The sequence below is a fragment of the Polynucleobacter yangtzensis genome (assembly GCF_001595965.1).
In the GTDB taxonomy this organism is placed as follows: Bacteria; Pseudomonadota; Gammaproteobacteria; order Burkholderiales; family Burkholderiaceae; genus Polynucleobacter; species Polynucleobacter yangtzensis.
This window is the reverse complement of the sequence record NZ_LOJI01000035.1, coordinates 208,275-233,293: the sequence shown is the minus strand read 5'-3', so window position 1 is coordinate 233,293 and position 25,019 is coordinate 208,275. Positions and strand designations below refer to the sequence as shown.

The 25,019-nt window shown below is 45.5% G+C and carries 23 protein-coding genes and 2 tRNA genes; 16 read left to right on the top strand and 9 right to left on the bottom strand.

The window, feature by feature from the left end; genetic code table 11:
* Window positions 1-11: 11 nt before the first annotated feature.
* Both JaK3_RS07960 and pgi read right to left on the bottom strand, forming a co-directional pair.
* Complete coding sequence (locus JaK3_RS07960) at window positions 12-1,397, bottom strand: phosphomannomutase/phosphoglucomutase (RefSeq protein WP_068323153.1); 1,386 nt, start codon at window positions 1,395-1,397, stop codon at window positions 12-14.
* 43 nt (window positions 1,398-1,440) lie between these two features.
* Window positions 1,441-2,931, bottom strand: a complete 1,491-nt coding sequence (gene pgi, locus JaK3_RS07955; RefSeq protein ID WP_068323150.1) for a glucose-6-phosphate isomerase — start codon at window positions 2,929-2,931, stop codon at window positions 1,441-1,443.
* A gap of 113 nt (window positions 2,932-3,044) precedes the next feature.
* On the opposite strand from pgi, the gene JaK3_RS07950 reads away from it, so the two are divergent.
* Both JaK3_RS07950 and JaK3_RS07945 read left to right on the top strand, forming a co-directional pair.
* Entirely contained in the window at window positions 3,045-4,181 is a 1,137-nt protein-coding gene (locus JaK3_RS07950; protein WP_068323147.1) for an NAD(P)/FAD-dependent oxidoreductase, read from the top strand.
* A gap of 44 nt (window positions 4,182-4,225) precedes the next feature.
* A tRNA-Ser gene (locus JaK3_RS07945) sits at window positions 4,226-4,315 on the top strand.
* A 66-nt stretch (window positions 4,316-4,381) separates the two neighbouring features.
* Here the strand turns inward: JaK3_RS07945 and JaK3_RS07940 are convergent.
* Together JaK3_RS07940 and JaK3_RS07935 are read right to left on the bottom strand one after the other, a co-directional pair.
* Window positions 4,382-4,963, bottom strand: coding sequence for a hypothetical protein (locus tag JaK3_RS07940; RefSeq protein WP_068323144.1), 582 nt, complete (start codon window positions 4,961-4,963; stop codon window positions 4,382-4,384).
* A 111-nt stretch (window positions 4,964-5,074) separates the two neighbouring features.
* Window positions 5,075-6,028, bottom strand: coding sequence for a hypothetical protein (locus tag JaK3_RS07935; protein WP_068323141.1), 954 nt, complete (start codon window positions 6,026-6,028; stop codon window positions 5,075-5,077).
* Window positions 6,029-6,140: 112 nt separating this feature from the next.
* On the opposite strand from JaK3_RS07935, the gene JaK3_RS07930 reads away from it, so the two are divergent.
* Window positions 6,141-7,580: a sensor histidine kinase gene (locus tag JaK3_RS07930; protein WP_240480918.1), complete on the top strand. Its 1,440-nt coding sequence runs from the start codon at window positions 6,141-6,143 to the stop codon at window positions 7,578-7,580.
* Between the two features lie 109 nt (window positions 7,581-7,689).
* Complete coding sequence (locus JaK3_RS07925) at window positions 7,690-9,789, top strand: alkyl/aryl-sulfatase (protein ID WP_068323135.1); 2,100 nt, start codon at window positions 7,690-7,692, stop codon at window positions 9,787-9,789.
* Window positions 9,790-9,863: 74 nt separating this feature from the next.
* On the opposite strand, the gene JaK3_RS07920 is transcribed toward JaK3_RS07925, so the two are convergent.
* Window positions 9,864-11,114, bottom strand: a complete 1,251-nt coding sequence (locus tag JaK3_RS07920) for a CaiB/BaiF CoA transferase family protein (protein WP_150114241.1) — start codon at window positions 11,112-11,114, stop codon at window positions 9,864-9,866.
* 76 nt (window positions 11,115-11,190) lie between these two features.
* Here JaK3_RS07920 and JaK3_RS07915 point away from each other — a divergent pair, with 76 nt between their 5' ends.
* Both JaK3_RS07915 and JaK3_RS07910 read left to right on the top strand, forming a co-directional pair.
* Complete coding sequence (locus JaK3_RS07915) at window positions 11,191-12,180, top strand: Bug family tripartite tricarboxylate transporter substrate binding protein (protein ID WP_068323133.1); 990 nt, start codon at window positions 11,191-11,193, stop codon at window positions 12,178-12,180.
* A gap of 5 nt (window positions 12,181-12,185) precedes the next feature.
* Window positions 12,186-12,983 (top strand): enoyl-CoA hydratase/isomerase family protein, encoded by a 798-nt coding sequence (locus tag JaK3_RS07910; RefSeq protein ID WP_068323130.1) that lies wholly within the window; start codon window positions 12,186-12,188, stop codon window positions 12,981-12,983.
* A gap of 28 nt (window positions 12,984-13,011) precedes the next feature.
* Here the strand turns inward: JaK3_RS07910 and hemW are convergent, their stop codons facing one another.
* The 3 genes from hemW to rph are packed head-to-tail and all read right to left on the bottom strand — an operon-like array spanning window position 13,012 to window position 15,525.
* Entirely contained in the window at window positions 13,012-14,193 is a 1,182-nt protein-coding gene (gene hemW / locus JaK3_RS07905; protein WP_068323127.1) for a radical SAM family heme chaperone HemW, read from the bottom strand.
* A complete protein-coding gene (gene rdgB, locus JaK3_RS07900; RefSeq protein WP_068323124.1) occupies window positions 14,186-14,776 on the bottom strand; it encodes an RdgB/HAM1 family non-canonical purine NTP pyrophosphatase in 591 nt (196 codons plus the stop codon). The genes hemW and rdgB overlap by 8 nt, the downstream gene beginning before the upstream one ends.
* An 8-nt stretch (window positions 14,777-14,784) precedes the next feature.
* On the bottom strand, window positions 14,785-15,525 hold the full coding sequence (rph, locus tag JaK3_RS07895; protein ID WP_068323121.1) for a ribonuclease PH: 741 nt from the start codon (window positions 15,523-15,525) through the stop codon (window positions 14,785-14,787).
* Window positions 15,526-15,580: 55 nt separating this feature from the next.
* On the opposite strand from rph, the gene JaK3_RS07890 reads away from it, so the two are divergent.
* The 4 genes from JaK3_RS07890 to JaK3_RS07875 are packed head-to-tail and all read left to right on the top strand — an operon-like array spanning window position 15,581 to window position 19,819.
* Complete coding sequence (locus JaK3_RS07890; protein WP_068323119.1) at window positions 15,581-16,510, top strand: YicC/YloC family endoribonuclease; 930 nt, start codon at window positions 15,581-15,583, stop codon at window positions 16,508-16,510.
* 19 nt (window positions 16,511-16,529) lie between these two features.
* Entirely contained in the window at window positions 16,530-17,168 is a 639-nt protein-coding gene (gmk, locus tag JaK3_RS07885; RefSeq protein WP_068323116.1) for a guanylate kinase, read from the top strand.
* A gap of 44 nt (window positions 17,169-17,212) precedes the next feature.
* Window positions 17,213-17,416 carry a DNA-directed RNA polymerase subunit omega gene (gene rpoZ, locus JaK3_RS07880; protein ID WP_011902918.1) on the top strand — a complete coding sequence of 68 codons (204 nt, stop codon included), beginning with the start codon at window positions 17,213-17,215 and terminating at the stop codon, window positions 17,414-17,416.
* Window positions 17,417-17,431: 15 nt separating this feature from the next.
* Window positions 17,432-19,819, top strand: a complete 2,388-nt coding sequence (locus JaK3_RS07875) for a RelA/SpoT family protein (protein ID WP_068323112.1) — start codon at window positions 17,432-17,434, stop codon at window positions 19,817-19,819.
* Between the two features lie 2 nt (window positions 19,820-19,821).
* Here the strand turns inward: JaK3_RS07875 and greB are convergent, their stop codons facing one another.
* The gene (greB, locus tag JaK3_RS07870) at window positions 19,822-20,322 is read right to left on the bottom strand and encodes a transcription elongation factor GreB (RefSeq protein WP_068323109.1); all 501 of its coding nucleotides are present in this window, start codon (window positions 20,320-20,322) and stop codon (window positions 19,822-19,824) included.
* 18 nt (window positions 20,323-20,340) lie between these two features.
* Here greB and JaK3_RS07865 point away from each other — a divergent pair.
* The 6 genes from JaK3_RS07865 (at window position 20,341) to JaK3_RS07840 (ending at window position 24,998) form a co-directional block, all read left to right on the top strand.
* Window positions 20,341-20,417 (top strand) — tRNA-Arg (locus JaK3_RS07865).
* An 89-nt stretch (window positions 20,418-20,506) separates the two neighbouring features.
* Complete coding sequence (locus JaK3_RS07860) at window positions 20,507-21,679, top strand: ABC transporter permease (RefSeq protein ID WP_068323105.1); 1,173 nt, start codon at window positions 20,507-20,509, stop codon at window positions 21,677-21,679.
* The gene (locus tag JaK3_RS07855) at window positions 21,679-22,464 is read left to right on the top strand and encodes an ABC transporter ATP-binding protein (protein WP_068323102.1); all 786 of its coding nucleotides are present in this window, start codon (window positions 21,679-21,681) and stop codon (window positions 22,462-22,464) included. The genes JaK3_RS07860 and JaK3_RS07855 overlap by 1 nt, the downstream gene beginning before the upstream one ends.
* Complete coding sequence (locus tag JaK3_RS07850) at window positions 22,461-23,390, top strand: MlaD family protein (protein ID WP_068323099.1); 930 nt, start codon at window positions 22,461-22,463, stop codon at window positions 23,388-23,390. Before JaK3_RS07855 ends, JaK3_RS07850 begins: the two co-directional genes overlap by 4 nt.
* A complete protein-coding gene (locus JaK3_RS07845; RefSeq protein WP_068323096.1) occupies window positions 23,387-24,013 on the top strand; it encodes a PqiC family protein in 627 nt (208 codons plus the stop codon). The genes JaK3_RS07850 and JaK3_RS07845 overlap by 4 nt, the downstream gene beginning before the upstream one ends.
* A 4-nt stretch (window positions 24,014-24,017) precedes the next feature.
* Complete coding sequence (locus JaK3_RS07840; RefSeq protein WP_068323093.1) at window positions 24,018-24,998, top strand: tripartite tricarboxylate transporter substrate binding protein BugE; 981 nt, start codon at window positions 24,018-24,020, stop codon at window positions 24,996-24,998.
* Window positions 24,999-25,019 lie beyond the last annotated feature (21 nt).

The following is a 25,019-nucleotide window of genomic DNA, read 5'->3' as shown; positions in this document are numbered from 1 at the left end:
TTGTTGGATTGCTAGAACGGCAGCTTTGCATCTGGCTTAGCGGCAAGTAATACGGCCTTAAACTCCGCCTGAATTCGGGCAATCGCCTCTTCGCTGTCTGCTTCAAAGCGCATCACGACTACTGGAGTCGTATTAGATGGTCTGGCCAAACCAAAGCCATCGGCATATTCAACGCGCACACCATCGATCGTATTAATCGATTCAGAAGTAGGGAACTTGGCATTCGCTTTAATGGCTTCCAATAAGGCAAATGGTTCACCTTCGGCACAAGCCAGTTGCAATTCTGGCGTGCAGATCGCATTTGGTAATTCATTCAGCGTTTGATTAGGATCTTTTTCCTTAGAGAGGATTTCTAATAAACGTGCGCCGGTGTAAAGGCCATCATCAAAGCCAAACCAACGGTCTTTAAAGAAGATATGACCAGACATTTCACCGGCAAGTGGTGCACCAGTTTCCTTAAGCTTGGCTTTAACTAGAGAATGACCTGTTTTCCACATCAAAGGCTCGCCACCATGCTGTTTCACATAGGTTGCGAGATTGCGGGTGCATTTAACGTCATAAATAATCTGCCCACCAGGATTTCTGGAGAGAACATCTTTAGCAAAAAGCATCATTTGGCGGTCTGGGAAAATCACCTGACCATCTTTGGTAACAACGCCCAAGCGATCAGCATCACCATCAAAGGCAAGACCTAATTCATTATCGGTAGTCTGTAAGTTCTTGATGAGATCTTGTAAGTTCTCAATATGCGCGGGATCTGGATGGTGGTTTGGAAAATGACCATCTACCTCACAAAAGAGTTCTTGGACTTCGCAGCCCAATGCTCTGAAGAGCTTACCAGCAAAAGCACCGCCAACACCATTGCCACAGTCGACAGCAATCTTGATAGGGCGGGCTAGTTTCACATCACCCACAATGCGCTCTAAGTACATTGGGAAAATATCGAACTCACTTCTGTTGCCTTGACCAGTAGCGAATTTCTTCGCCTCAATGCGTTTACGTAGCGCCTGAATTTGATCGCCGTAGATTGCTGCGCCACCCAGAACCATCTTGAAGCCGTTGTAGTTAGGGGGGTTGTGGCTGCCGGTAATCATGATGCCGGACTTTGGCTTTTTGCCATTGAGCGTTTGATTGGCGCCAAAGTACACCATCGGTGTAGCCACCATTCCTAAGTCAATCACATTAATGCCAGTTGACAACAAACCTTCAGTTAAAGCTTCAATCAAGCTAGGGCCAGATAGGCGACCATCACGACCAATCACAATTTCTGTTTCGCCTAGTTCACGCATCTCGGTGCCAAATGCTTGACCGATCAATTTCGCAATCGATGGATCTAAGGTCTCATCAATAATGCCGCGGATGTCATAAGCTTTGAAAATGGATGGAGAGAGTTGCATAAGCGTTCTTTCGATGTCTAGCCTGAGGCTAGAGCTAATAAAACTATTGATTAAATAAGTTAATACGGGCGGCAGTGACTTCATCAATGCCGGCATTGGCTTGTACAGTGCCATCATTCTTCAGGGCAGCTTCAATTGGCTTAGCCAATACTTTGCCAAGCTCAACACCAGGTTGGTCAAAGCTATTGATATTCCATAGCGCGCCAAGTGCAGCAGTGCGATTCTCATAAAGCGCTAAGAGTGCGCCTAAGTAGAAGGCGTTCAGCTTAGGCAGGATCAGCAAGTTGCTAGGACGCTTACCTGGGTAGGTATTATTTGGGTTATCAGTCTTCTTGCCATTTGCCAAAGCTTGCGCTTGCGCTAAGCAGTTGGAAAGCAAAATGCGGTGATGCGCTTTTGCCTCAGGCAAATTACTCATCGGTTCACGTACCGCAATGAAATCAATTGGAATGATTTCTGTACCCTGGTGCAACAACTGGAAATACGAGTGCTGTGCATTGCTGCCTGAGCTGCCAAAAACAACCGGGCAAGAAAACTTCACTGGCTTGCCATCGCGATCGACGCTTTTGCCATTGCTTTCCATATCAAGCTGTTGCAACCACTTCGGAAACCAATCTAAAGCATCCGCATACGGAATGACAGCGTATGACTTGATGTTGTGTTTCTCTTGCTGATACAGCAAGCTAAGTGCCATGATGACAGGTAGATTTTCTTCAAGAGGCGCAGTTTTAAAGTGCTGATCAATGGCCTGTGCACCTGATAAGAATTCTTTAAAAGTATCAAAGCCGTATTGCAACGCGATTGGTAAGCCAACTGCGGACCAAACAGAGTAACGCCCGCCAACCCAATCCCAGAAAGGATAGATATGGTCTTGATCAATACCAAACTCTTTGGCTGCAGGTACATTGGCTGTAACAGCAAAGAGTGATTTACCAATTTGACTATCTGTAAGACCGTTGATCTTGAGCCATTTGACTACCGCCTTGGCATTCATGGTGGTCTCAAGAGTCGTAAATGACTTAGAGACAATGATGACTTTAGTGCTGTGCGGTAATGCGCGCTGCAAAATACGATTGAGTTCTGCTGTGTCGATATTAGCCAGGAAATGCAACCGCATGCCACGGCTATCAATGTCGGGAACATGAGCTAATGCTTCGATCGCTAGGCGTGGACCAAAATCAGATCCACCAATACCGATATGAATGACATCAGTTACTCCAACCCATTTATTGCATAAAGCCTCAATGCGATGCCAAACTTCTGCAACGTCTGGCATGACATCTTTACCGTCCACCAAAACGGGTGACTTATCTAAATTGCGTAAGGCGGAATGAAGGGCGGGGCGATTTTCTGAATTATTGACCGCTTTACCAGCAAAAAGATCGGCAATAAATTGTGCTAATTTCGCGTCTTTGGCTTGTTGAAACAAGGATTTCCAGCCAGCCTCATCAATACCTTGATAGGCGCTATCTAAAACGATGCCGTTGGTTTGATGGAGGGGGTGCGAGTTCTTTGCTACGGGTTTTAAAGACATCTATGAATTTTATCAATAACTGACCCTCATAAACCCCAAAAACCACCTTAAACCACTGAAAATGTTACGATTTCACCATGAATATAAGCAAATCTAGACGCAGGATCGGGTAAATGGACCGGGTTGACTGTGTTGTTATTGGGGCTGGGGTCATTGGCCTGGCTGTCGCCAGGGAGATGGCTCTTCAAGGCCGAGAAACGATTTTGCTCGAACGGGAAAGTACATTTGGCACGATTAGTAGCGCCCGCAATAGCGAAGTAATCCATGCTGGTATTTATTACCCCAAAGATTCTCTCAAAGCAAAGCTATGTGTTGAGGGTAATCGCATGCTTTATGAGTACTGCCGCACCCATCACGTTGCCACTCAGCCCTATGGCAAACTCATCGTAGCCAGTGATGATTCTCAATTGGATGACTTGCAAGCAATCCTATACAAAGCACAACAAAACAACGTCCCAGAAATCAAAATGCTCACTGGTGAGCAAGCAAAATCTATGGAGCCTGAGCTCCAATGTTCTGCTGCCTTACTTTCAGCTTCAACCGGTATCGTTGATAGTCATGGTTTCATGCTGTCCTTGCTGGGTGGCTTTGAAGATGCTGGCGGCATGATCGCCTATCAGTCACCCCTGATCAGCGCTAAGCCAATAGGATCAAAGGCTCAAGACGGATTTGAATTAGAAATCGGTGGATCAGACGCCATGAAAATTCAAACGAAGCTTCTGATTAATTGTGCCGGCATGAGTGCGCCAGCTATTGCGAAAAAAATTGAAGGACTTGCACAAGAGCAAATACCCAAAGCCTATTTTGCAAAAGGCAATTACTTTTCTCTTTCAGGTAAATCACCGTTTAAGCATTTGATTTATCCCATTCCAGAGCCTGGTGGTCTAGGAGTACATCTCACCTTAGATATGGGTGGCCAAGCTAAATTTGGACCTGATGTTGAATGGTTAGAAATCGATGATGAGAATCAAATCGATTACACAGTGAATCCAAAGCGGGGCGATGGCTTCTATGCGGCAGTCAGAAAGTATTGGCCAGGTCTCAAAGACAATGCTTTGCAACCAGATTATTCGGGGGTGAGGGCAAAAATAGTCCAGCCGAATTCACCGGCAGGCGACTTTTGCTTCAATACACCCAAGGACCACGGCCTAGAAGGGCTCTTTAATCTATATGGCTTTGAGTCGCCCGGGCTGACCTCCAGCCTGGCTATTGCCAAGTATTTAGAGGGTCAAATCAAAAGTTCTCTATAATCTAGCACTTGAATTAACCGTGATTCACAGTAAGTCGAATTAAAGGAAGAGTGGCAGAGCGGTTGAATGCACCAGTCTTGAAAACTGGCGAGGATGAAAGTCCTCCGTGAGTTCGAATCTCACCTCTTCCGCCAAGTCAAATGAAAAAGCCCGCTAATAGCGGGCTTTTGTTTTTCTTACTACTAGAAAAGTTTGCAGTCTTACTTCTTCGCAGCTGGCGCGCTTACTACTGCAGCAATTGCTTCTGTGTAAACCACTTTAACTTGATCATTTACAGCAATATCTTTCAATAGTTCAGCGTTTTTAACCTTAACCTTGAAGATGTTTCCTTGAGGACCTTTTAAAGAAACGATATTTTTAGCTGCATCAATAGCTTCAACGTTAGCAGTTGCAGTCACAGTATTAGTAGTGATCATGCCTGGCTTATCACCTTGTGGAGCAGTTACAGTGCTGGTGCTAACTTGTTCACCAACTGCGCCTGGATTTTTAACCTTAACCAACTCAACAGCAATAGCCATTTCATAAACAACGTCAAAGCGGTCACCAACTTTAATTTCTGCAAAGTTCTTCACTTCAGGGCCGGCAACGATAGAGGTTTCACCGTCTTGATTTTTGAGGGTAACAGTGCGAGTTGCAGCATCAATCTTGGTTACTTCACCGTCATAGATTAGAGCAGCTTCTTGAGCGGCTACACCAGCTACAGGAGCTTTAGGTTTTGTGAGCATGAAGTAGGCGCCGACCGCGATAGCTGCGATAACAACAGCAATGATAATTTTTTTCATAATAGTTAGATCCTTAAGGTAAATAAAGCGCACCAGCATTCGGAGGTGATGCGGCAAAGTGTTGATACTACGTTGTTAGTTCTAGTATCTACGGCTATTGTATTGCTCTTATCAGAAGCTGGCAGCTAGTCCGATGGAGGTGCCGTGCACGTTCTGGCCAAATTGATAGCGGAAAACGACCCTGACACGACTAAAGATGGGGTCCGAGGCGCTTCGATCCAATTCAATGCCTGTGCCTACCGAAGAGAGTGAGTTAAATCCTAAAGCTCCTCGTAAGTCACCAAGGAACTCAGTATGGGCGAGTTCAAAGACTGCACGCAGAGGTCGATCTAATAATGTGATTGGCGTTGGAATCCGACTTCGAGCCCAAAGAGCCAGACTTTGAGAGTCCGCAGAGCCTTGGACAGCAGTAGAGCTATCAAAAGTCTGGACAGGAATATTGGTGTAACGCAATTCCACATCAATTTCTTGATTGGGTTTGTAGTTCTCATAGTCGAGCATAACTGAGCCACCTAAACCATAAGAGTTCATGCGACCGCCATTTAGAAATTGCATGTCAACTCCCTTGCGATTTTCAATCACGCGAGAGGCGATTGAGAGGTCGCTCTCTAAATGCCCGAGCATGACGTTCGCAATTGGTCTAAAGCGTAATTCATCCGTAATCGGAAAATCCCAGCCAATACCTCCGGTACCGGTAACGCTATTCCAGTGGACGGGAACAGTAACCGAGCTGTTGCCTATGCCGTCTGAAAAAGTGGGGTTGTAGCGGTTTACTGCAATGGTGCCTTCAAGATAAAGTGGAAAGTTGGCGCTAATACGATCGCCGCCACCTAAAGAGATCATTTGTAAATCAGAGTTGTCGCCATCTTTATTGCGGATCGATAGGGAGCCAGTGGTGACATCTGGTGTAAGCGAGTAACCAGTAATCGTCATGAAGGCATCCGCACGTTTTTTGAGGTAATTATTTGCAGCGTTATATAAAACAGATTGTGCGTATGCGCCCCTGGGCAAGCCAATCATGAGGCAGAGGGCGACTAATAGATATGGGGTAAACCGCAGGCGCATGCCAAAAACTATCAATGAAAATCAGAAGGAATTCATTTTAAGCGACTGGAATACTAGCTCTAGGGCTAATATAAGTTAATTTTCTGGATGTACCATATAGCTTATGAAGCCAATGCTCGCACTTTATTTTTTTATATTAGCTACGATCCAGTTAGGCTTATTATTTGGCGTCAATCATTACTATCGTGCACATAAGTCCATTAAACCCAGTATTTATTGGATGGGTTCACTCACTTCAAGCATCTTTGCCTTAAGCATATTTGGTGTTGGAATATTGCTCAATGACAGAGGCACAGAAAATCCTGAATTTGGATTTACGATTGCCAACACACTATTTTTTATCGCAGCAATCTTACAAGGATTATTTTGCTATTCGCTTAATAGGACTGTTACTAAAAAACATCAGGTCATCTGTATTGTAATTTCACTACTATTTTTCTTGATATTTGAGCCAATGCGCCAATTTGCAACATTTGAGATCCGCACGATTTTTATATGCGTTGTCTTAAGTAGTTTATTTGGTTGGCAAATTTATGAGTTGTCATTTAAGCGCAAGAGAAGTCCATCGAGACAGTTGCAATATTTGCAATATGCAAGTTCCGCTGAAATGATATTTGCGCTTGGAAGGCTATTTATCTTAGTGTCACTTTCTTTTACGATTAAACGTATAGATGACCTGCCACAAGTTTTAATCTTCTTCACCATTATGCAAATAGTGATGAATACCTTGTCCTACATTGCGATTGGTAGTTACTGGTCCGAACAAATTGCTTTTTCAAGTCTTAAGTCAAGTCAAGAAAATCAGGAGATTAAAGCGTTACTGCAAGAGCGTGAGACCCTTATAGGCTCATTGCTTAAAGCTAATAAGACCGCCAGTACTGGTGCTTTATCTGCTGCTATTGCACATGAATTAAATCAACCGCTGGGTGCGTCAAGTCTGAATATTCAATTTTTACAAAAGAAGCTTTCAGAGGGACAGTTAAACCCGGCTCTTGAGAAGGAAATTTTTGCTACCTTGCTTGCTGATAATCAGCGTGCTGCAGGAATCATTCGCTCATTACGATCGATTTTTTCCGATGAAAAAGTAGAATCTTCCAAGGTTGATCTTGCAGAGTTAATTGAAGCAGTTCTCAGCATTGCAAAACCTGAGATAACTGCAAAATCTATTCAGATAGTCTTGAGCGTCCAACCCCATTTAATGATTCAGGCCAATCGCGGTGAGATTCAGCAGGTGCTATTAAACCTGGTAAATAACGCCATACAGGCTTTAGTAACCTCCTCTCAACAAGTTAAGAAGTTGAATATTGACGCTCAACATACTGAGGGTGGCGTGTTGTTAACTGTTGCAGATAATGGCGATGGCATTCCTGAGGCATCTCGGAATCAGTTATTTGAACTGCTTTCTAGTAGTAAGTCGTCCGGTATGGGTCTTGGTCTATGGCTTTGTAAACACATCGTTACTCGCCATGGCGGCTCTATCGTATTTGAGCCGAATCCTGGAGGCGGGGCTAAGTTCCTAGTTCGACTTCCTGTTGATTCAGAAGTTACCTAATTCACGTAACTCACTCAATTATTAGCTCTTAAGCTAATTGCCTTGGATTTAACGCGCCATATCATTTGTTATGTAGATGTTTTATCAATATTTTCATTTGGACAGAGATATGAAAACCAAACTTTCTCAAATTGCCATACTGGCATCTTTTATGACTTCAGGTTTAGTTGTCGCTGCTGGTGGAGGGGGTGTAGTTGCTGACCCTGGCGCCATGCAAGGTAAGCATTTTGACTCCAAGGGCAAAATGCCATCGAGCTACACGGTAGAGCTCCAAAATGGTTTGCGCAAAACACTGCCATTTGAAGATAAGCGTGATTTTGAGGAATCTAAAAGAGGTTTTATTGCTGCGCCAACTTATAAAACCATCATGGCCGATGCTGGCAACGTTGCATGGGATATGGGTAGTTACGAATTTCTCTTGCAGGGCAAAGATTTTGATAGCGTACATCCATCCTTGCAACGCCAAGCGATTCTCAATATGGGCTATGGCTTATATGAGGTAGTACCGGGCAAGATTTATCAAGTTCGCGGCTTTGACTTATCAAATATCAGTTTTGTTAAAACGAATACCGGATGGATTGTGTTTGACCCATTGACCTCAAAAGAAACTGCTAGAGCGGCTATGGAGTTGGTTAATGAAAAACTAGGCAAGCGCCCAGTCGTTGCTGTTGTGTACTCCCACTCACATGCCGACCACTTTGGTGGTGTTCGTGGCGTAGTGGAAGAGGCTGATGTGAAGAGCGGTAAGGTGAAAATCATTGCTCCAGCAGGCTTTATGGATCATGCCGTAGCAGAGAACGTATACGCTGGTAATGCCATGACACGACGCCTGTATTTCCAGTATGGCGTCTTATTGCCGCGTAGCCCATTTGGTCACGTTGATCAATCGATTGGTAAAAATACTGCTGCCGGCAATCTGGGCTTAATTGAGCCAACCATTTTGATTAACGAGCCATTTGAAAAAATGACGGTAGACGGTGTGGAGATGGAGTTCCAAAATACACCAGGAACAGAAGCACCAGCCGAGATGAATACGTATTTCCCGCAGTTCAAGGCATTCTGGGCTGCTGAAAATATTACCGGCACTATTCATAACATCTACACATTACGTGGCGCTCTAGTACGTGATGCTTTGGCATGGTCTAAGAACATTAACAATGCTTTGTATCGCTATGGCAATGAAGCTCAGGTAATGTTTGCTTCGCATTCTTGGCCGCGTTGGGGTAATGAGCGTGTTCAGGAAGTGATGCGCACTCAACGTGATAGCTATGCGCACTTGAATAACGAGGTGCTTCATTTGGCGAACAATGGTGTCACGATTAATGAAGTCCACAACGTCTACAAACAACCTGAGAGTTTGAAAAAGCAATGGGCAGCGCATAGCTACCACGGATCAGAAGAGCACAACAGTCGTGCTGTGATCAATCGCTACTTGGGCTACTGGGATGCCAATCCTGCCACTTTGATTCCGTTGTCACCAAAAGATTCCGCGCCGCTATATGTGGAGATGATGGGCGGTTCTAGCAAGATCATGGCAAAGGGCAAACAGCTCTATCAGCAAGGTAAATATCGCGAAGCGATGGAAATCGTAAACAAGTTGGTTTATGCAGAGCCTAACAATACTGCCGCTAAAGACTTGCTGGCAGATATTTTTGAGCAAATTGGCTATCAAAAAGAAAGCCCTAGCGTACGCAATAGCTTCCTAGGTGCTGCATACGAATTACGTCATGGCATGCCTTCTGGTGCATCACCGAAGACCAATGGCCCTGACATGATCAGAGCAATGACTACGGAGCTGTGGCTCAATGCTCTAGCAATCAGCATGGATAGCAAAAAAGCGGCTGGCATGAAGTTCACTATCAATCTGAGTACTCCAGATAATGGTGAGAAGTTCGTTGTGGAGATGAGTAATTCTGCGCTGACCAATATCAAGGGTTATCAGGATAAAAATCCAAACCTCACTATCACCGTGAATCGTAGCGACTTAGAAAAAGTCATGGGTGGTCAAACTACTTTTGAAAAACTTCAGGCCGAAGGTAAAGCCAAGTTTGAAGGTGATCGTAAAGTCTTTGATCAGCTGCGTAGCACCATGACAACCTTTACTCCAGATTTTGAATTAATGCCTGGCACCAAGGCTAAAGCTCCACCAGCCAAACCAAGTAAGGATCCATTTGAGGCTCCTCCAATTGCCAATTCTGATGGCGCCTAAGCCATTCAGCGGGTAGGTAAGAAAGAAATGGGCTCCTAGGAGCCCATTTCTTTAATCCGAAACAGAGGAATTTCTCAGGCCGTAAATGCGCCGCCAGCTTCCAACGACTTCAGTTCTTCGCCGGCAATGCCTAATTCTGCAAGAAGCTCGCTGGTGTGTTCGCCCAGTAAAGGAGGGTGGCGATAAACCTGCTGAGGAGTGCCATTCATCTTGACGGCAAAGCCAATATTGGGAACTTTGCCTTCAATTGGGTGATCAATTTCCATGCGCATCTTGCGATGACGGCCATGTTCACTATCAAATGCCTCTGGATAAGTGTTGATTGGGCCGGCGGGTATTCCTGCTGCAAGAAGTGCATCCACCCATTCATCGCTGGTTTTCCTGGTAAATGATTTTTCTAATTCAGCGGCGAGTTCTAAGCGATTTGCTAAACGAAGAGGATTTGTTTTAAAGCGCGCATCTTCAAACAGTTCCGGACGCTCAATTTTGTCACAGAGAAGCTTCCACAATTTTTGATTCGTAGCGCCCATCACAAAATAACCATCTGATGCTTTCATGGCTTGATAGGGGGCACTCATATGATTTGCTGTACCCAGTTTGTATGGCTCAACACCAGTGCCCCAATACTGAGCGGTATCCCAAATCGAGAATGCCAAAGCAGAATCAAACAGTGAGGCATCAATAAACTGACCTTCACCCGTTTTAGTTTTACCAATATAGGCAGACAAAATTCCGTACACAGCGAATAGTGCGCAGCCAATATCAGCAACCGGTACACCAGCTTTGACTGGTGGCCCATCAGGATATCCAGTAACACTCATTACGCCAGACATGGCTTGCGCCATTAAATCAAACCCAGGGCGATCAGCCCATGGACCCGTTTGCCCAAAACCGGAGATGCTGGCATAGACCAAGCCTGGATTTATCGCTTGTAATGAAGGGTAGTCAATGCCCAATTTTTTCATCACACCGGGACGGTAATTTTCAACCAAGATGTCGGCCGTTTTGACCAACTCAAAGAAAACTTTTTTGCCTGCTTCTGTTTTCAGGTTAAGAGTGAGGCTGCGTTTATTGCGATTCATATTCAGAAAGCCCATGCTGTCTGAACCTTTCATCTTGAATCCCATTGCGCCACGGGTTTGATCTCCAGTGCCTGGAGGCTCGATTTTGATGACATCGGCACCAAGGTCAGCCAAGAGCATGCAGCAGTAGGGGCCTGCCATTACTTGACTTACGTCAAGAACACGCACTCCAGATAGGGGTAATGGCTTGGTGGATCCATGGTGCGCGCCATCTATAGCGCTATTTATAGGTGTTTTCGTCATTGTCTCAATTGTTTTTATATGTTTAGAATTACCCTGCAATATTAACAAACACAATTAAAACAATTTTGGAGACTTTATGTTGGTTAAAACGCCTAAATGGGCTATGCGTAGCTTGCTCGCAATCACGCTAGCCACAAGTTCATTTTTTGCGGTGGGTCAGCAGGCCTACCCATCAAAACCGATTCGCCTGATTGTGGGTTTCGCGCCTGGTGGCGGCACTGACATTGTTGCGCGTGCAATTGCGCCAAAGATGAGTGAAATCTTGGGGCAAAGCGTCATTATTGAAAATAAATCTGGAGCTGCCGGCACGATTGGTGCGGATTTGGTTGCCAAGTCTAATCCTGACGGCTACACCTTGCTGATGGGGCACTCTAATTCGAATGCGATTTCTCCATTTGTATTAACAAATGTACCGTATAACCCAGCAACGGATTTCACGCCGATTACCTATTTGGGCTATGTGCCAAACGTATTGGTTGTGAAATCTTCATTGCCAGTAAATTCAGTAGCGCAATTGATTTCCCTTGCCAAGCAAAATCCAGGTCAGATGACCTACGGATCATCAGGCATTGGCAGTACTCAGCATTTGGCTGGTGCTTTGTTCTCTAAGATTGCTGGTATCCAGATGAACCATGTCCCTTACAAAGGCAGCGGTCAGGCGATTGTTGACTTGCTTGGCGGTCAAATCACGATGAACTTTGATACTTTGCCACCAAACTTGCAACAAATTCGTCAAGGCAATTTAAAAGCATTGGCAATTTCAACTCCAAAACGCTTATCACTCTTGCCTAATGTGCCAACATTTGCAGAAGTAGGTATTGTTGGTTTTGATGTTACTAATTGGTACTCCGTGATGGGGCCAAAAGCGATGGACCCAGCTGTTGTTAATAAAATCGATCAAGCAGTTAAAGCTGCTATGAATGATCCAGAAATCAAAAAGACATTGGATGCCCAAGGATTGCAGCCAGAAGGCCCTGCGACGCCTGCGGCATTTAGTTTGTTCTTGGCTGGTGAGCTTGCTAAATATCAGCGTCTTGTGAAGAGCTTAAATATCAAAGCTGAATAGTTTGCATGAGTGAGTCCGGTAAAGAGGGTAATGTTGCGCAAGTCGCATTAGAGATACGCGACAACATTGCTCACGTTACCTTTGATCATGTGGCGGCGCGCAATGCGATGACCGTCGCTATGTATCAATCTTTGAAGTCTATATGTGAAGATCTAACCAGTAACCCAAAGGTCCGAGTGGCTATCTTTCGTGGTGCTGGAGGTAAGTCCTTTGTCTCTGGCAGTGATATCGCGCAGTTTGCTGGATTTAAGAGCGGTAATGATGGCGTACGCTATGAAGAGGGTATCGAAAGTTATCTTGCCCCTCTTGCTACTTTGCCAATCCCAACCATTGCTGTGATTGACGGCATGGCAGTAGGTGGTGGTCTGGCTATTGCTAGCTGTTGCGATTTTCGACTTTCTTCACCGGGAGCCAAATTTGGCGTACCCATAGCTAAAACCCTTGGTAATTGTTTATCAGCGGGCAATATCGCTTGGCTCGTGGCACATCTAGGTATCAATATTGTGAAACGGATGTTGCTGTTAGCGGAAATGATTTCTGCTGAAGAGTTGGTAAAGCAAGGCTATGTTCTAGCCATTCATGAACAGGAGAACTTGGGTAAAGAGGCTTATATGCTTGCAGAGCGCCTCAGCAAATTAGCGCCCATTACACAAAAATCGAGCAAGCTTGTTCTTGCAAGACTTATTAAAAATAATCTGCCAGATTGCAATGATCTCATTAGCGAAACTTATGGCAGCACTGACTTTAAGAATGGCGTTGCTGCATTTTTAAAAGGTGAGCCACCAACTTGGATTGGTAAGTAGGAATCTAGAGCTCCAGACTTAATCTCAATCAATCCAAAAACATTTCTTGCAGATTATTGAGGTAGCGGATGCCTAGTTCAGTTGCTTTTAGTCTGCTAGGATTTTCATCTAACAATCCTTTTTTACTTGCCTCATCTAAGCCTTTGCTAATAACGCTTAAAGGCAAGCCCGTACGTTCGCTAAAAGTACTGGTATCAACCCCATCGGTCAACCTTAGTGTGTTGAGCATAAATTCAAAGGGAATATCTTTGGCTGCTATCTCACGGTTTTCAATGAGCGCATTACCTTTCGACTCCATCGCAGTCATGTAGGCCTCAGGTTGGCGCTCTCGGACTTGCCGCGTAATTCGATCTGGGTAGGAAACTTTGCCATGCGCTCCTGCTCCGATTCCAATGTAATCACCAAAACGCCAGTAGTTCAGATTGTGTTTGCACTCTTGATTCTTCTGGGCGTATGCAGAGACTTCGTAACGTTGATAGCCTGCCTTAGTGAGTAAATCTAAATTCTGCTCATAGATCGCATCTATTTCGTCTTCACTAGGAAGGTTTGGTGGAAAGCTAGCAAAGTAGGTATTAGGTTCTAGGGTGAGGTTATAGAAAGACAAATGGGGCGTCTTGAATGACAGAGCAGTTCCTATATCCGCCTTTGCTGCTTCAAGGGTTTGCTTGGGTAATCCGTACATTAAATCTAGATTCACGGATTTAAAGTGTTGTAAAGCGATTTCAATTGCTCGCTTCGCTTCTTCGCCATTGTGAATGCGACCTAAAGCTTTAAGCTGCTCATCCTGAAAGCTCTGAATACCCAAGGAAACCCGATTGATGCCGGCCTTGGCGAAACCGGCAAATTTTTCTGCTTCGACCGATCCGGGATTAGCCTCCATCGTGATCTCAGCATCCGGCTCTAGGTTCACTCTGGCACGTATAGCGCAAAGCAATTGATCCATGCCTTCTGCAGAGAGTAGGCTCGGTGTGCCGCCACCAATAAAAATACTGTGAACTTGTCGTCCCCAAGTGTTAGGTAGCTCCGTTTCTAAGTCAGCAATTAGTGCGTTGATATACCGAGCCTCATCAAAACCCGCTTTTCCTTCTTTAATTTGATGCGAATTGAAGTCGCAATAAGGGCATTTCTTTTCGCACCAGGGAAAGTGGATATACAAAGCCAATGGTGGCAATGCACTCAGACTCACTTTATTAGGATTGGAATTAAGCACGAGCTTTGAGTTGTGTAATCAGTTCGCGTAGTGCTTGACCGCGATGACTTATGAGATTCTTTTGGACAGGATCCAGCTCGGCAGCTGTACAGTTTTGATTCTTCAAAAAGAAGTGAGGGTCATACCCAAAGCCATTGCTGCCGGACGCTTGGTCAACAATTTGCCCGTACCAGCGAGTCTGGACAATGAGGGGCTCAGGATCATCTGCGCTATTGACAAAGACAAGGGCGCAAACATAATGCGCACCTCGATCAACTTGATCTTTTAATTCTTGAATGAGTTTTTGATTATTCGCTGAATCATCGCCTTGCTCGCCTGCAAAGCGGGCTGATAAAACACCGGGCTTGCCATTTAAAGCATGGGCACAAATGCCGGAGTCATCGGCCAAGGCAGGCAGACCCGATGCAGCGCTAGCGTGACGTGCTTTGGCTAATGCATTTTCTACAAAAGTGCAGTGAGGTTCTTCTGCAGAAGGAATGCCTAATTCACCTTGGGGAATGACCTGAAAATTCAGGGGAGCTAAAAGCGCCTGAAATTCCTTTACCTTGCCAGCATTATTGGAGGCGAGAACTAGCTTTTGCATTGGGATCTTTATTTCAATGCATCGATTTGCATTTGAGTAAGCTCACGAATACCTTGTTCAGCAAGATCCAGGAGTGCGTTGAGTTCATTTCTGGAAAAAGCAGCACCTTCAGCAGTACCTTGTACTTCAATCATGCCGCCTTTACCTGTCATGACGACATTCATGTCGGTATCGCAAGAAGAGTCTTCTGGGTAATCTAAGTCAAGCACTGGAGTGCCTTGATAGATTCCAACAGAAATGGCGGCTACGCTATCAATGATTGGATCCTTGGTGAGTGCACCACTTTTTAGAAGTTGGTTAACTGCATCTCTTGCAGCGACGTATGCGCCCGTAATAGAAGCTGTGCGCGTACCGCCGTCAGCTTGCAACACATCACAATCCAGATGAATGGTTCTTTCGCCTAAAACTTTCAAATCAAAAACGCTACGCATTGCGCGACCAATCAAGCGCTGAATTTCTTGGGTGCGACCAGATTGTTTGCCGCGGGCAGCCTCACGATCGCTGCGGGTATGAGTGGAGCGGGGGAGCATGCCGTATTCGGCAGTTACCCAGCCTTCGCCAGAACCCTTTTTGTGGGGTGGCACCTTTTCTAGGATGCTCGCAGTGCAAAGGACCTTGGTGTCCCCAAAAGCAATCAATACCGATCCTTCGGCATGCTTTGTAAAGGCTCTGGAGATAGTTACTGGGCGCAAGTCTTTTGGCTGACGGCCGCTCGGACGTGCAATATTGGCTGGATTGGCAGTGCTCATGGAAATGGGGTCCTGTTGTTTTGGTCTGGATCAATAATGAATCTACAATGTCCATATGATATCGAGCATGACTGGTTATGGCAGCGCTTCTCGCCAAGTCTCCCTGGGAGCTGGTGTAGTTGCAGATCTGCAGGTGGAATGTCGGGCTGTAAATAGCCGCTTTCTGGATCTTGGTTTTCGTCTCCCGGATGAATGCCGTGGGGCTGAGCCTGCCTTACGGGAAATAGCCACCCAAAGCCTCTCTCGTGGCAAGGTCGAGTTCCGGGCTGCATGGCGAGTCAATTCAGGTGCGGCTAATTCAGCCAAATCCAATCCCCACGCTCTAGGTGCTATCAATAAAGATCGCCTTGATGCCTTATATACCTTGCAAGAAAAAGCCCAAGACGCTTTTCCAAAGGCGCAAGAGCTGAGCATTGCTGAGGTATTGCGTTGGCCTGGCGTTGTCTCTGAGCCTCGCGGTGAAGAAGATAGTTGGATTACTGCCGCCGTTGAAGCTGGGCGAGCAGCTCTAGCAGCTCTCATGGAAAGTCGTCATGCTGAAGGAAAAGCCTTAGTTGGCGTTCTCACCAGTATTACTGGCAAGATGCGTGACATCGTTAAGGTCATAGAACCTAAAGTTCCTGAATACGTAGCGCAATATCAAGAGAAGTTAACTGAGCGATTATCAGAAGCTCTGGCGGCACAAGAACAGGCCAAAGCTGGTGCTGAGCTCATGGAGCGCATCCGCCAAGAGGTTGTTCTGTACGCTGTTCGTATCGATGTTGCTGAAGAGTTTGCCCGTTTAAAAACCCATCTGCAGGCTGTGGATACAGCACTTGCAGGCAAAGGTCTGGTAGGTAAGCGTTTAGATTTTCTAATGCAAGAACTTAATCGCGAAGCCAACACCTTGAGCTCCAAATCTGTTTCAGAAGAATGCACACAAGCAGCGCTAGAGCTTAAATTGTTTATTGAGCAAATGCGTGAGCAAGTTCAAAATCTTGAGTAAACCTCTGAGTAATTAATTCATGACTAACTCTACTACGACCCCATCCTATCAAGGCAGTATGTTGATGATTGTTGCGCCTTCTGGTGCGGGCAAGTCTTCATTGGTTAATGCTTTATTAAAAGATGATCAGGGATTGAAATTATCTTTATCAACCACCACTCGTGCACCAAGACCTGGTGAAGTAGATGGCAAAGACTATCGTTTTTTGGGTAAAGAAGATTTTCTGCAAGAGCGCGATCAAGGTCACTTTTTAGAGTGGGCGGAAGTGCATGGTCATTTTTATGGCACATCAAAACCGTGGATTGAGTCTCAAATGCAAGCAGGTAGTGATGTCATGCTGGAGATCGATTGGCAGGGTGCTCAGCAGATTCGTAAATTAATTCCATCAGTTCAGTGGATCTTCATTTTTCCACCATCTATTGAGGCACTGGAAGAGCGCTTGCGTAAGCGTGGTCAGGATGATGAGGCAACCATTGAGCGCCGTTTAGCGGCTGCCCATATCGAGCTCACGCACGCCCATGAGGCGGATTACATCGTTGTGAACGATTCCTTTGATCAGGCTTTGGTGGATTTAAAACATATTTTGGCTTCCAGTCGCCTGCGCTCCGGGCCCAGTATGGCCAGAAATCCAGCGCTTTTGAAGCGTCTCGGGGTCTAATCAGTTATCCTATAGGTATTGAAGCTAAATTAAGTGAGTTCAGCATGGCCCGTATTACTGTAGAAGATTGCCTTAAAACGATTCCAAACCGATTTGAATTGGTTTTGGCTGCTACTTATCGTGCACGCCAATTGGTGCAAGGTCACTCCCCACGTGTTGAGTCCAGAGATAAAGCTACTGTAGTTGCATTGCGCGAAGTAGCTGCTGGCGTAACTGACCGTGACATGTTGACCAAAGTACCTCTGTAATTAAGGAGTTCCGGTGTGGAGCTCCCTTTAGGAACAGTTAAAACATCGGAAAAAGTAGGAAGCGGCTTGCCTAAAGACGCTTCGCTTGACTTAGCTCAAGCGCAATTGTTGGATATAGATTCCAACTCATCCCAAAGTGGTAGGAAATCTGTCATTGCGAGTTTGTTGGCGCAATCGAGTCGTCATTTGTTTGGGCCTACCTCAGCGCCCAATCTTCCTCTCAAACATCAGGTAGTTTCAATTGAGGGATTGTTATCGAAGCTCTCTTATCTCAAGCCTGAAGAGATCGCGCAAATTAAGAAAGCATTTCAGTTTTCTGATGCTGCGCATTTAGGTCAATATCGTCATAGTGGCGAACCATATATCACCCACCCAGTTGCCGTAGCAGAGCTCTGCGCAACCTGGCGCTTAGATGCTCCCTCAATCATGGCAGCGTTAATGCATGATGTGATTGAAGATACTGGCTGTACTAAAGCGGATTTAGTAGAAAAATTTGGCAACAAAGTAGCCGAGCTGGTTGAAGGCTTAACCAAGCTCGATAAATTAGAATTTCAGAGTCATGCAGAGGCGCAAGCGGAAAGCTTTCGCAAAATGTTCATGGCCATGGCGCGCGATGTTCGTGTCATCTTAGTAAAACTGGCTGACCGCACGCACAATATGCGTACTCTCGATGCGGTACCGATGGAGAAGCGTCGCCGTGTAGCCGCTGAAACAATCGAAATCTACGCACCCATTGCCCACCGTCTTGGTTTGAACGTCATTTACCGCGATCTACAGGATCTGAGCTTCCGTTATTCAATGCCAATGCGTTTTAGGGTGATTGAAGGAGCGGTCAAACGGGCGCGTGGCAATCGCAAGGAAATGGTCGAGAAGATTTTGCAGGCTTCTCGCATGGCATTTGCCAAAGCAAATCTAGAAGTTGATCTTCGTGGCCGTGAAAAGACACTCTTTAGCATCTATAACAAGATGCGTTCTAAGCATTTAAGTTTTTCACAAGTATTGGATGTGTATGCTTTCCGCGTGACAGTCCATTCCATTGATGAATGCTATCGCGCTTTAGGCATTTTGCACTCCTTGTATAAGCCAATGCCTGGGAAGTTTAAGGATTACATTGCCATTCCAAAATTAAATGGCTATCAATCTTTACACACCACCTTATTGGGTCCATCAGGTGTGCCAGTAGAGTTTCAAATTCGCACGACTGATATGCATGCAGTTGCCGAAGCTGGCGTAGCTGCTCATTGGGCCTATAAAGATGGTTCGCCTGATATGAGTGAGGTGCAGAACCGTGCTCATCAATGGCTGCAGTCTCTGATTGATATTCAAGATAGTAGCGGCGACTCACAAGAATTTTTAGAGCACGTCAAAATCGATTTATTCCCGGATGCGGTATATGTATTTACGCCAACTGGACAGATTAGGGCTCTTCCGAGGGGTGCTACCGCGCTTGATTTTGCGTACTCCATTCATAGCGATCTCGGTAATACTTGCGTGGCCGTCAAGATCAATGGCTTGCAATTACCACTGCGTAGTGAGTTAAAAAATAGTGACATTGTTGAGGTCATCACTTCTGCAAGCTCACAGCCCAACCCGGGATGGCTTGCTTTTGTTCGCACCGGCAAAGCCCGAGCTTCCATCCGCCATTCATTAAAGACAAAACATTATTCCGAGTCACTGCAGCTTGGGGAACGCTTGTTAGCAAATGCATTGCGCCAGCAGGGCGTAGATGCTGCCTTGCTTAGCCCAGAGATCTGGGAAAAGCTGACTCACTGGACTGGTGACAAAACCAGGGAAGAGGCTTGTGTCAACATTGCTCTAGGTAGGCGATCTCCACAAGAGTTGGCAATTCGTCTGAAGATTTTGATTGATGACGAAGGTGGTTCCGAGCAGATGCGCTTAGGCGCTTCTGATTGGGTTGCACCAAATCAAGAAATTAACCATCATCAACGACAGGCGATTCTGGTTGATGGTCGCGAGGGTAATTCAATTCATTTCCAGGGTTGCTGCCATCCGATTCCAGGCGATAACATCATCGGCTATCTCGGTAAAGGCGAAGGCCTCCAAGTTCATACCAACGATTGTCCGGTCGCTTTGCGCATGCTTTCCAAGGATAGTGACAAATGGGTTGAGGTGGAGTGGGGTAAAGAGCTCAATCGTGAGTTTGAGTTAGACCTAGCAATTGATACTCGCCAAGGCAAGGGCGTATTAGCAAGAGTTGCTAGCAGTGTGACTGCTGCTGATTCAAACATCATGAATGTTTCGATGGAGGATCGCTTCAAGGAGGACTCCGTGACAATCCGCTTTACGATCCAAGTTTACGATCGCCTGCATCTCTCTAAAGTGATGCGTAGCTTGCGTGCTAATCCTGATGTTATGCGTGTCACTCGTACCCGCGCTATATAGCTCTAAAGATACTGAACGTCTAGGATTTCAATTTCAGTAGGTCCAGTTGGCGTTTGAATAAAAACGCAATCACCGATTCGGGATTTGATGAGTGCTTTGGCTATTGGCGATACCCAGCTCACATGTCCCTTATCTAAATCAACCTCATCTACCCCAACAATCGTAATAACCGTCTGTTTGCCTGCTTGGGGCCCCTCTAGGGCGGAATAGGTGACAGTTGCCCCAAAGAAGACCTGGTCGGCGTCATTTTCACCGGATTTTCGGGCTAAATTGTCCACAACTACGGCAAATTCAAGGCGCTTATTGAGGAATCGAATTCGCCTATCTATCTCTCTAAGGCGCTTTTTTCCATAGATATAGTCCCCATTTTCGGATCGGTCACCATTGCTGGCAGCCCAGTGCACAACCTTGACAACCTCCGGTCTATCAAGGTTTAAGAGCTTTAGGAGCTCGGTCTTGATGCGTTCGTGACCAGCGGGGGTGATGTAGTTCTTCTCTTCCATGGCATAATTATGGATGTTGCGGCTGTAGCTCAGCTGGATAGAGTACTTGGCTACGAACCAAGGGGTCGTGGGTTCAATTCCTGCCAGCCGCACCAACTTATATGAGGGCCTAGTTGCAAAACTGGGCCCTTTTCATTTTTCAGCGTTTTATATAACTTAAACCTGTATCCCTTATAGTTGGGTTATGAGCATTTCTGACACCATTTCTGACGTTTCTGAGGCCCCAGTTGCTGTTTGGTCACAGATAGACGCCACTTCTGCAATGGTATCGCTCAGCGGGATTGTGAACGTCTATTCCTTGGGTGGAGTTTGGACCCAGATTCGCGATGCTCAAGATGCATGGTTAAAGCAGGGCGACGTCAAAGCCAAAACACTCACTGTCGATTCTGCAACAGTGGGTTCCTTGGATGGTGCTGGCATTGCTTTTTTAATTGCTATTGAAGAGGCGCAGATAAATGCTGGCGCTAAGTATGAGTTATCAGGTTTAGATCCACGCTATCAACCTCTGCTTAAAGAGTTTGATCCCATTAGTAATTTATTTCCAGTGCCAGCAGTAAAGCCTAAGAGAAGTTTTGTAGTTAGCACGGGAATGGCAGTTCAAAACTTAATAGATGACACAGTAGGGCTGATTACTTTTACAGGGCATCTATTTTCTGATTTAGTGTGGTCGGTTCGAAATCCAAAGCAAGTCCGTTGGGGTGATTTTATTAATGCCGCAGTCGAAGCAGGTATTGCAGCGCTCCCAATCGTTGGCTTGGTGGCCTTTTTGATCGGCGTGATTTTGTCATTCCAGGCTGCTATTGGTATGCAGCAGTTTGGCGCAGTCTCGTTTGTTGGTCCTTTGGCCGCTCTGGGGATTGTGCGAGAAATGGGCCCATTAATTACCGCTATTTTGTTAGCGGGTCGATCTTCGGCAGCTTTTGCTGCTGAGATTGGCACGATGACAGTTAATAGCGAGGTAGACGCTTTAGTTTCAGGTGGCTTAAGTCCTATTCGTTTTTTAGTAGTGCCACGCGTTTTAGCTGGCATCCTCGTGGCTCCAATTTTGACTTTGTTCGCTGATATCGTTAGTATTTTTTCTTCGATGTTGACGATGTTGATTTACGGTATACCGTTTGTGAATTTTTATAACGGCATGCTATCTGCTGTCGACGTAGAAGATATTCTTTCTGGCCTATTAAAAGCAACTCTGTTTGGTGTCGTTGTTTCAGCAATGGGCTGTTTGCGCGGTATGCAAACTGGCACTGGTGCAGCCGCTGTTGGTATCTCCGCAACTCGTGCAGTAGTTAGCAGCATTGTGATGATCGTCATTGTTGACGGTATTTTTGCCTTCATCTCCTATAAAACAGGCTTCTGATGGACGCACAAATTACTCCGAATAATTCTCCTTACGCAATTGATGTCCAGAACCTTACGGTAGGTTATGGATCTAAGGTGCTTATGCAGAACTTGAATTTCACTGTTAACAATGGTGAAATTTTTGTGATTCTTGGCGGCTCAGGCTGCGGAAAATCCAGCCTTCTAAAAAACTTATTCGGCTTGTATCAACCCCTGGCTGGCAATGTCCTGATCGAGGGTCAAAACATCACGACGGCAATAGGTGCAGAACGTCAAAAGATCATGACTAGTTTTGGTGTGATGTATCAGCAGGGCGCGTTATTTGGATCTATGAATCTCCTAGATAACGTCACCTTGTTTATGCAGGAATATACCCAGCTGACGCAGGCGCAAATGGATCTCTTGGCACGCTGTAAACTTGATTTGGTTGGTCTCTTGCCTTACGAGACTTATATGCCCAGTGAAATCAGTGGCGGCATGCAAAAACGCGCAGCGATCGCAAGAGCGATGGCGCTTGATCCCAAAATTTTGTTTTTGGATGAGCCTTCAGCAGGTCTTGATCCAATTACCTCAGCAGATCTCGATAGCACTATCCAAGATTTATCAAAGAACTTGGGTATTACCTTTGTAATCGTTTCTCATGAGTTGGCTAGTATTTATGCCATCGCTGACAAGGTCATCATGTTGGATAAGGATTCCAAAGGCATCATTGCCGAGGGCGATCCAAAAGTGTTACGAGATACCAGTAAGGACCCTAGAGTGCATCAATTCTTCAATCGCATTATGAGTAAGGACGCAGCATGAGTAATAACTCAAATCCGAATTATTTCCGCCTAGGCGTTTTTGTTCTGGCCGCAATTGGGGTGCTATTGGCGGTTATTTTGATCTTTGGTTCTGGTCAGATCTTTAAAAAATCATTCTACGTTGAAACTTATATCAAACAGTCCGTCACAGGCTTAGACGCGGGTGCATCCGTGCGCTTTAGGGGCGTCAAGATTGGTCAAGTAACCATGATTGGACTCTCTGGCGACATGTATGAAAGAGATTTGCCTTTTCATGACCGTCGTCAATACGTTGTTGTCAGAATGCAGATTTTTGGCGATAAGGTGAATGAAGATCAGATCGGAGAGTTTGTAAAAAATAATTTGCGGGCTCGTGTTAAGTCAATGGGTATTACCGGAGTGAACTACGTCGAATTTGACTTCGTTAGCAATGCCGCTGACTCACCGCAACTTCCGTATTCATGGAAGCCTGAGTATCCAGTGATTCCTTCTTTGCCAAACCAGGCAGATGAAATCATCTCTGGTATTCAAAAGCTCATTGGTGCGCTCAATGATATGAATATTGATGGCACTCAGAAGAAACTCGATGCCTTATTGGGTAATTTAAATGTATTAATGGCTGGTGATGGCAAAAGCAATGAAGGCGTGATTGAATCTGTTAAGCAGCTCAACGTGATCATGGCTCGCATTGCCAAAGTAACCGATAAAGATGAGCTCAGTATCTTGATGCGAGAGTTGGTTGGCACGATGGTTGCATTACGTCAAACTGTTACCAGCATTCAGGGCGATACTAGCGCAACGATTGAGAATCTGAAGCAGGCCAGCGAGAATCTCAACGAATTTAGTCGCATTGCAAGTCAATCACCATCTAGCTTGATATGGGGTGAACCGCCAGCGAAAATTACACCGCCGCTAAATGGTTCAAGCAGTTCTGGAGCGCAAAAATGATTAAACGAATTCTCTTTTTTACGGCAATCTTGGGTATGGTTTCTTGTTCCCTTCCAACACGAGCGCCAGTGGCCCCCACAAGTTGGATGATTGCGCCTGAACGAACTGCTGCACCACTCAAAACCCGGTCTGACCTTTGGTTAAAGATTGGGGCAGTCTCGGTAGCGCCACCATTTGATGCAAAGTCTTTGATTTATCGCTTGGGCGATCAACGTTATGAAAAAGATTTCTATAACGTGTATACCGTCATTCCTTCGGAAATGATCTCAAATGCAGAGCGCAAGTGGTTTAACCAAGCGAATATTTTTGCGGCAACCGTTGGTCAAAGCAACAGTTTTTTTCCTTATTACACGTTGCAGTTATCGGTAAATGAGTTTTATGGTGATTACCGCGTTAAACCTGAGGCAGTGGTGAGTGTTGAATTTTTCTTAACTGTAACCAATTCGGGCAAGACCAATCCCTTGATTGGTGCAAATCGTTATACAAAACGAGTGGCTCTTAAAGACAATACTCCAGAGGCGCTTGTATTAGGTCAGCAGCAAGCCTTAGCAGAAATCTTTCAAGAGTATGAAGTGCAGCTTTCTAAATATGCAGCCAATTTACCCAAACCTATAGGTCAGTAAGTTTATGAAATTCACTAAATTAAATCTTCTTAAATTCATCAGTGCGACTGCTCTTTTGGCGGCGGGTTCTGTGGTTCAGGCGCAAAATTTTCCTGTGAAGCCAATTCGTTTGGTGGTTCCATTTGCGCCAGGTGGTAGTACTGACATCATCGCTCGTGCAGTAGGTGATGCCTTGGGACGCCAATTGGGTCAGCCTGTCATTGTGGAAAACAAGGCGGGTGGCGGTGGCTCCATTGGTGCATTAGAGGTTATGCGTGCCCCCAAGGATGGTTACACCATCGGAATGGCAACCGTCTCTACGACAGCTGCTAACCCGGCTATCAATCCAAAGATTGGCTACGACCCAATTGCTGATTTCACGGCTATTAGCAATATTGCGGCAACACCAAACATTATTGCGGTTAATCCATCCTTTCCGGCAAAAGACTTTAAAACCTTTATGGAAGTACTAAAGGCAAATCCTGGCAAGTACTCCTACTCAAGTTCTGGCACAGGCGGCATTGGTCATCTGCAAACGGAATTATTTAAAAGCTTGACTGGTGTGTTTATCGTGCACATTCCTTATCGTGGTGCTGGCCCGGCATTGGCTGACACGGTTGGCGGACAAGTGTCGATGATTTTTGATAATTTACCTTCATCATTGCCGTTTATTAAAGATGGCAAGCTAGTCCCGATTGTGGTTGCTGCTCCTAAGCGTTTGGCTCAACTGCCTAATGTCCCAACTTTTGCTGAAGTTGGTTTGGCGCCAGTCAATCGCATGGCGTACTACGGCTTGTTAGGCCCCGCTGGCATTCCAAAAGAAGTGGTAGATAAATACAATGCAGCGCTACAAAAAGTAGTTGCCGACCCGGCTGTGAAAAAGCGCATTGAAGACACGGGGTCTATCATTAACGTGAATGGATCTGAAGCCTTTGCGAAAGAAATTAAGGCTGTGTACACTGTTTATAAAGAAGTGGTTGCTAAACAAAAATTGCAGTTAGATTAAATATAAAAATTAGCTTTTGGA

Excerpts from the sequence above, each read along its gene's own strand:
- JaK3_RS07950 (WP_068323147.1), top strand. The coding sequence starts at position 3,045 with ATGGACCGGGTTGACTGTGTTGTTATTGGGGCTGGGGTCATTGGCCTG.
- JaK3_RS07910 (WP_068323130.1), top strand. The coding sequence starts at position 12,186 with ATGAGTGAGTCCGGTAAAGAGGGTAATGTTGCGCAAGTCGCATTAGAG.
- gmk (WP_068323116.1), top strand. The coding sequence starts at position 16,530 with ATGACTAACTCTACTACGACCCCATCCTATCAAGGCAGTATGTTGATG.
- JaK3_RS07840 (WP_068323093.1), top strand. The coding sequence starts at position 24,018 with ATGAAATTCACTAAATTAAATCTTCTTAAATTCATCAGTGCGACTGCT.
- JaK3_RS07915 (WP_068323133.1), top strand. The coding sequence starts at position 11,191 with ATGTTGGTTAAAACGCCTAAATGGGCTATGCGTAGCTTGCTCGCAATC.
- rdgB (WP_068323124.1), bottom strand. The coding sequence starts at position 14,776 with ATGCAAAAGCTAGTTCTCGCCTCCAATAATGCTGGCAAGGTAAAGGAA.
- JaK3_RS07920 (WP_150114241.1), bottom strand. The coding sequence starts at position 11,114 with ATGACGAAAACACCTATAAATAGCGCTATAGATGGCGCGCACCATGGA.
- JaK3_RS07855 (WP_068323102.1), top strand. The coding sequence starts at position 21,679 with ATGGACGCACAAATTACTCCGAATAATTCTCCTTACGCAATTGATGTC.
- rph (WP_068323121.1), bottom strand. The coding sequence starts at position 15,525 with ATGAGCACTGCCAATCCAGCCAATATTGCACGTCCGAGCGGCCGTCAG.
- JaK3_RS07890 (WP_068323119.1), top strand. The coding sequence starts at position 15,581 with ATGATATCGAGCATGACTGGTTATGGCAGCGCTTCTCGCCAAGTCTCC.
- JaK3_RS07845 (WP_068323096.1), top strand. The coding sequence starts at position 23,387 with ATGATTAAACGAATTCTCTTTTTTACGGCAATCTTGGGTATGGTTTCT.
- JaK3_RS07925 (WP_068323135.1), top strand. The coding sequence starts at position 7,690 with ATGAAAACCAAACTTTCTCAAATTGCCATACTGGCATCTTTTATGACT.
- JaK3_RS07960 (WP_068323153.1), bottom strand. The coding sequence starts at position 1,397 with ATGCAACTCTCTCCATCCATTTTCAAAGCTTATGACATCCGCGGCATT.
- JaK3_RS07850 (WP_068323099.1), top strand. The coding sequence starts at position 22,461 with ATGAGTAATAACTCAAATCCGAATTATTTCCGCCTAGGCGTTTTTGTT.
- greB (WP_068323109.1), bottom strand. The coding sequence starts at position 20,322 with ATGGAAGAGAAGAACTACATCACCCCCGCTGGTCACGAACGCATCAAG.
- JaK3_RS07935 (WP_068323141.1), bottom strand. The coding sequence starts at position 6,028 with ATGCGCCTGCGGTTTACCCCATATCTATTAGTCGCCCTCTGCCTCATG.
- rpoZ (WP_011902918.1), top strand. The coding sequence starts at position 17,213 with ATGGCCCGTATTACTGTAGAAGATTGCCTTAAAACGATTCCAAACCGA.
- pgi (WP_068323150.1), bottom strand. The coding sequence starts at position 2,931 with ATGTCTTTAAAACCCGTAGCAAAGAACTCGCACCCCCTCCATCAAACC.
- JaK3_RS07860 (WP_068323105.1), top strand. The coding sequence starts at position 20,507 with ATGAGCATTTCTGACACCATTTCTGACGTTTCTGAGGCCCCAGTTGCT.
- JaK3_RS07930 (WP_240480918.1), top strand. The coding sequence starts at position 6,141 with ATGCTCGCACTTTATTTTTTTATATTAGCTACGATCCAGTTAGGCTTA.
- JaK3_RS07940 (WP_068323144.1), bottom strand. The coding sequence starts at position 4,963 with ATGAAAAAAATTATCATTGCTGTTGTTATCGCAGCTATCGCGGTCGGC.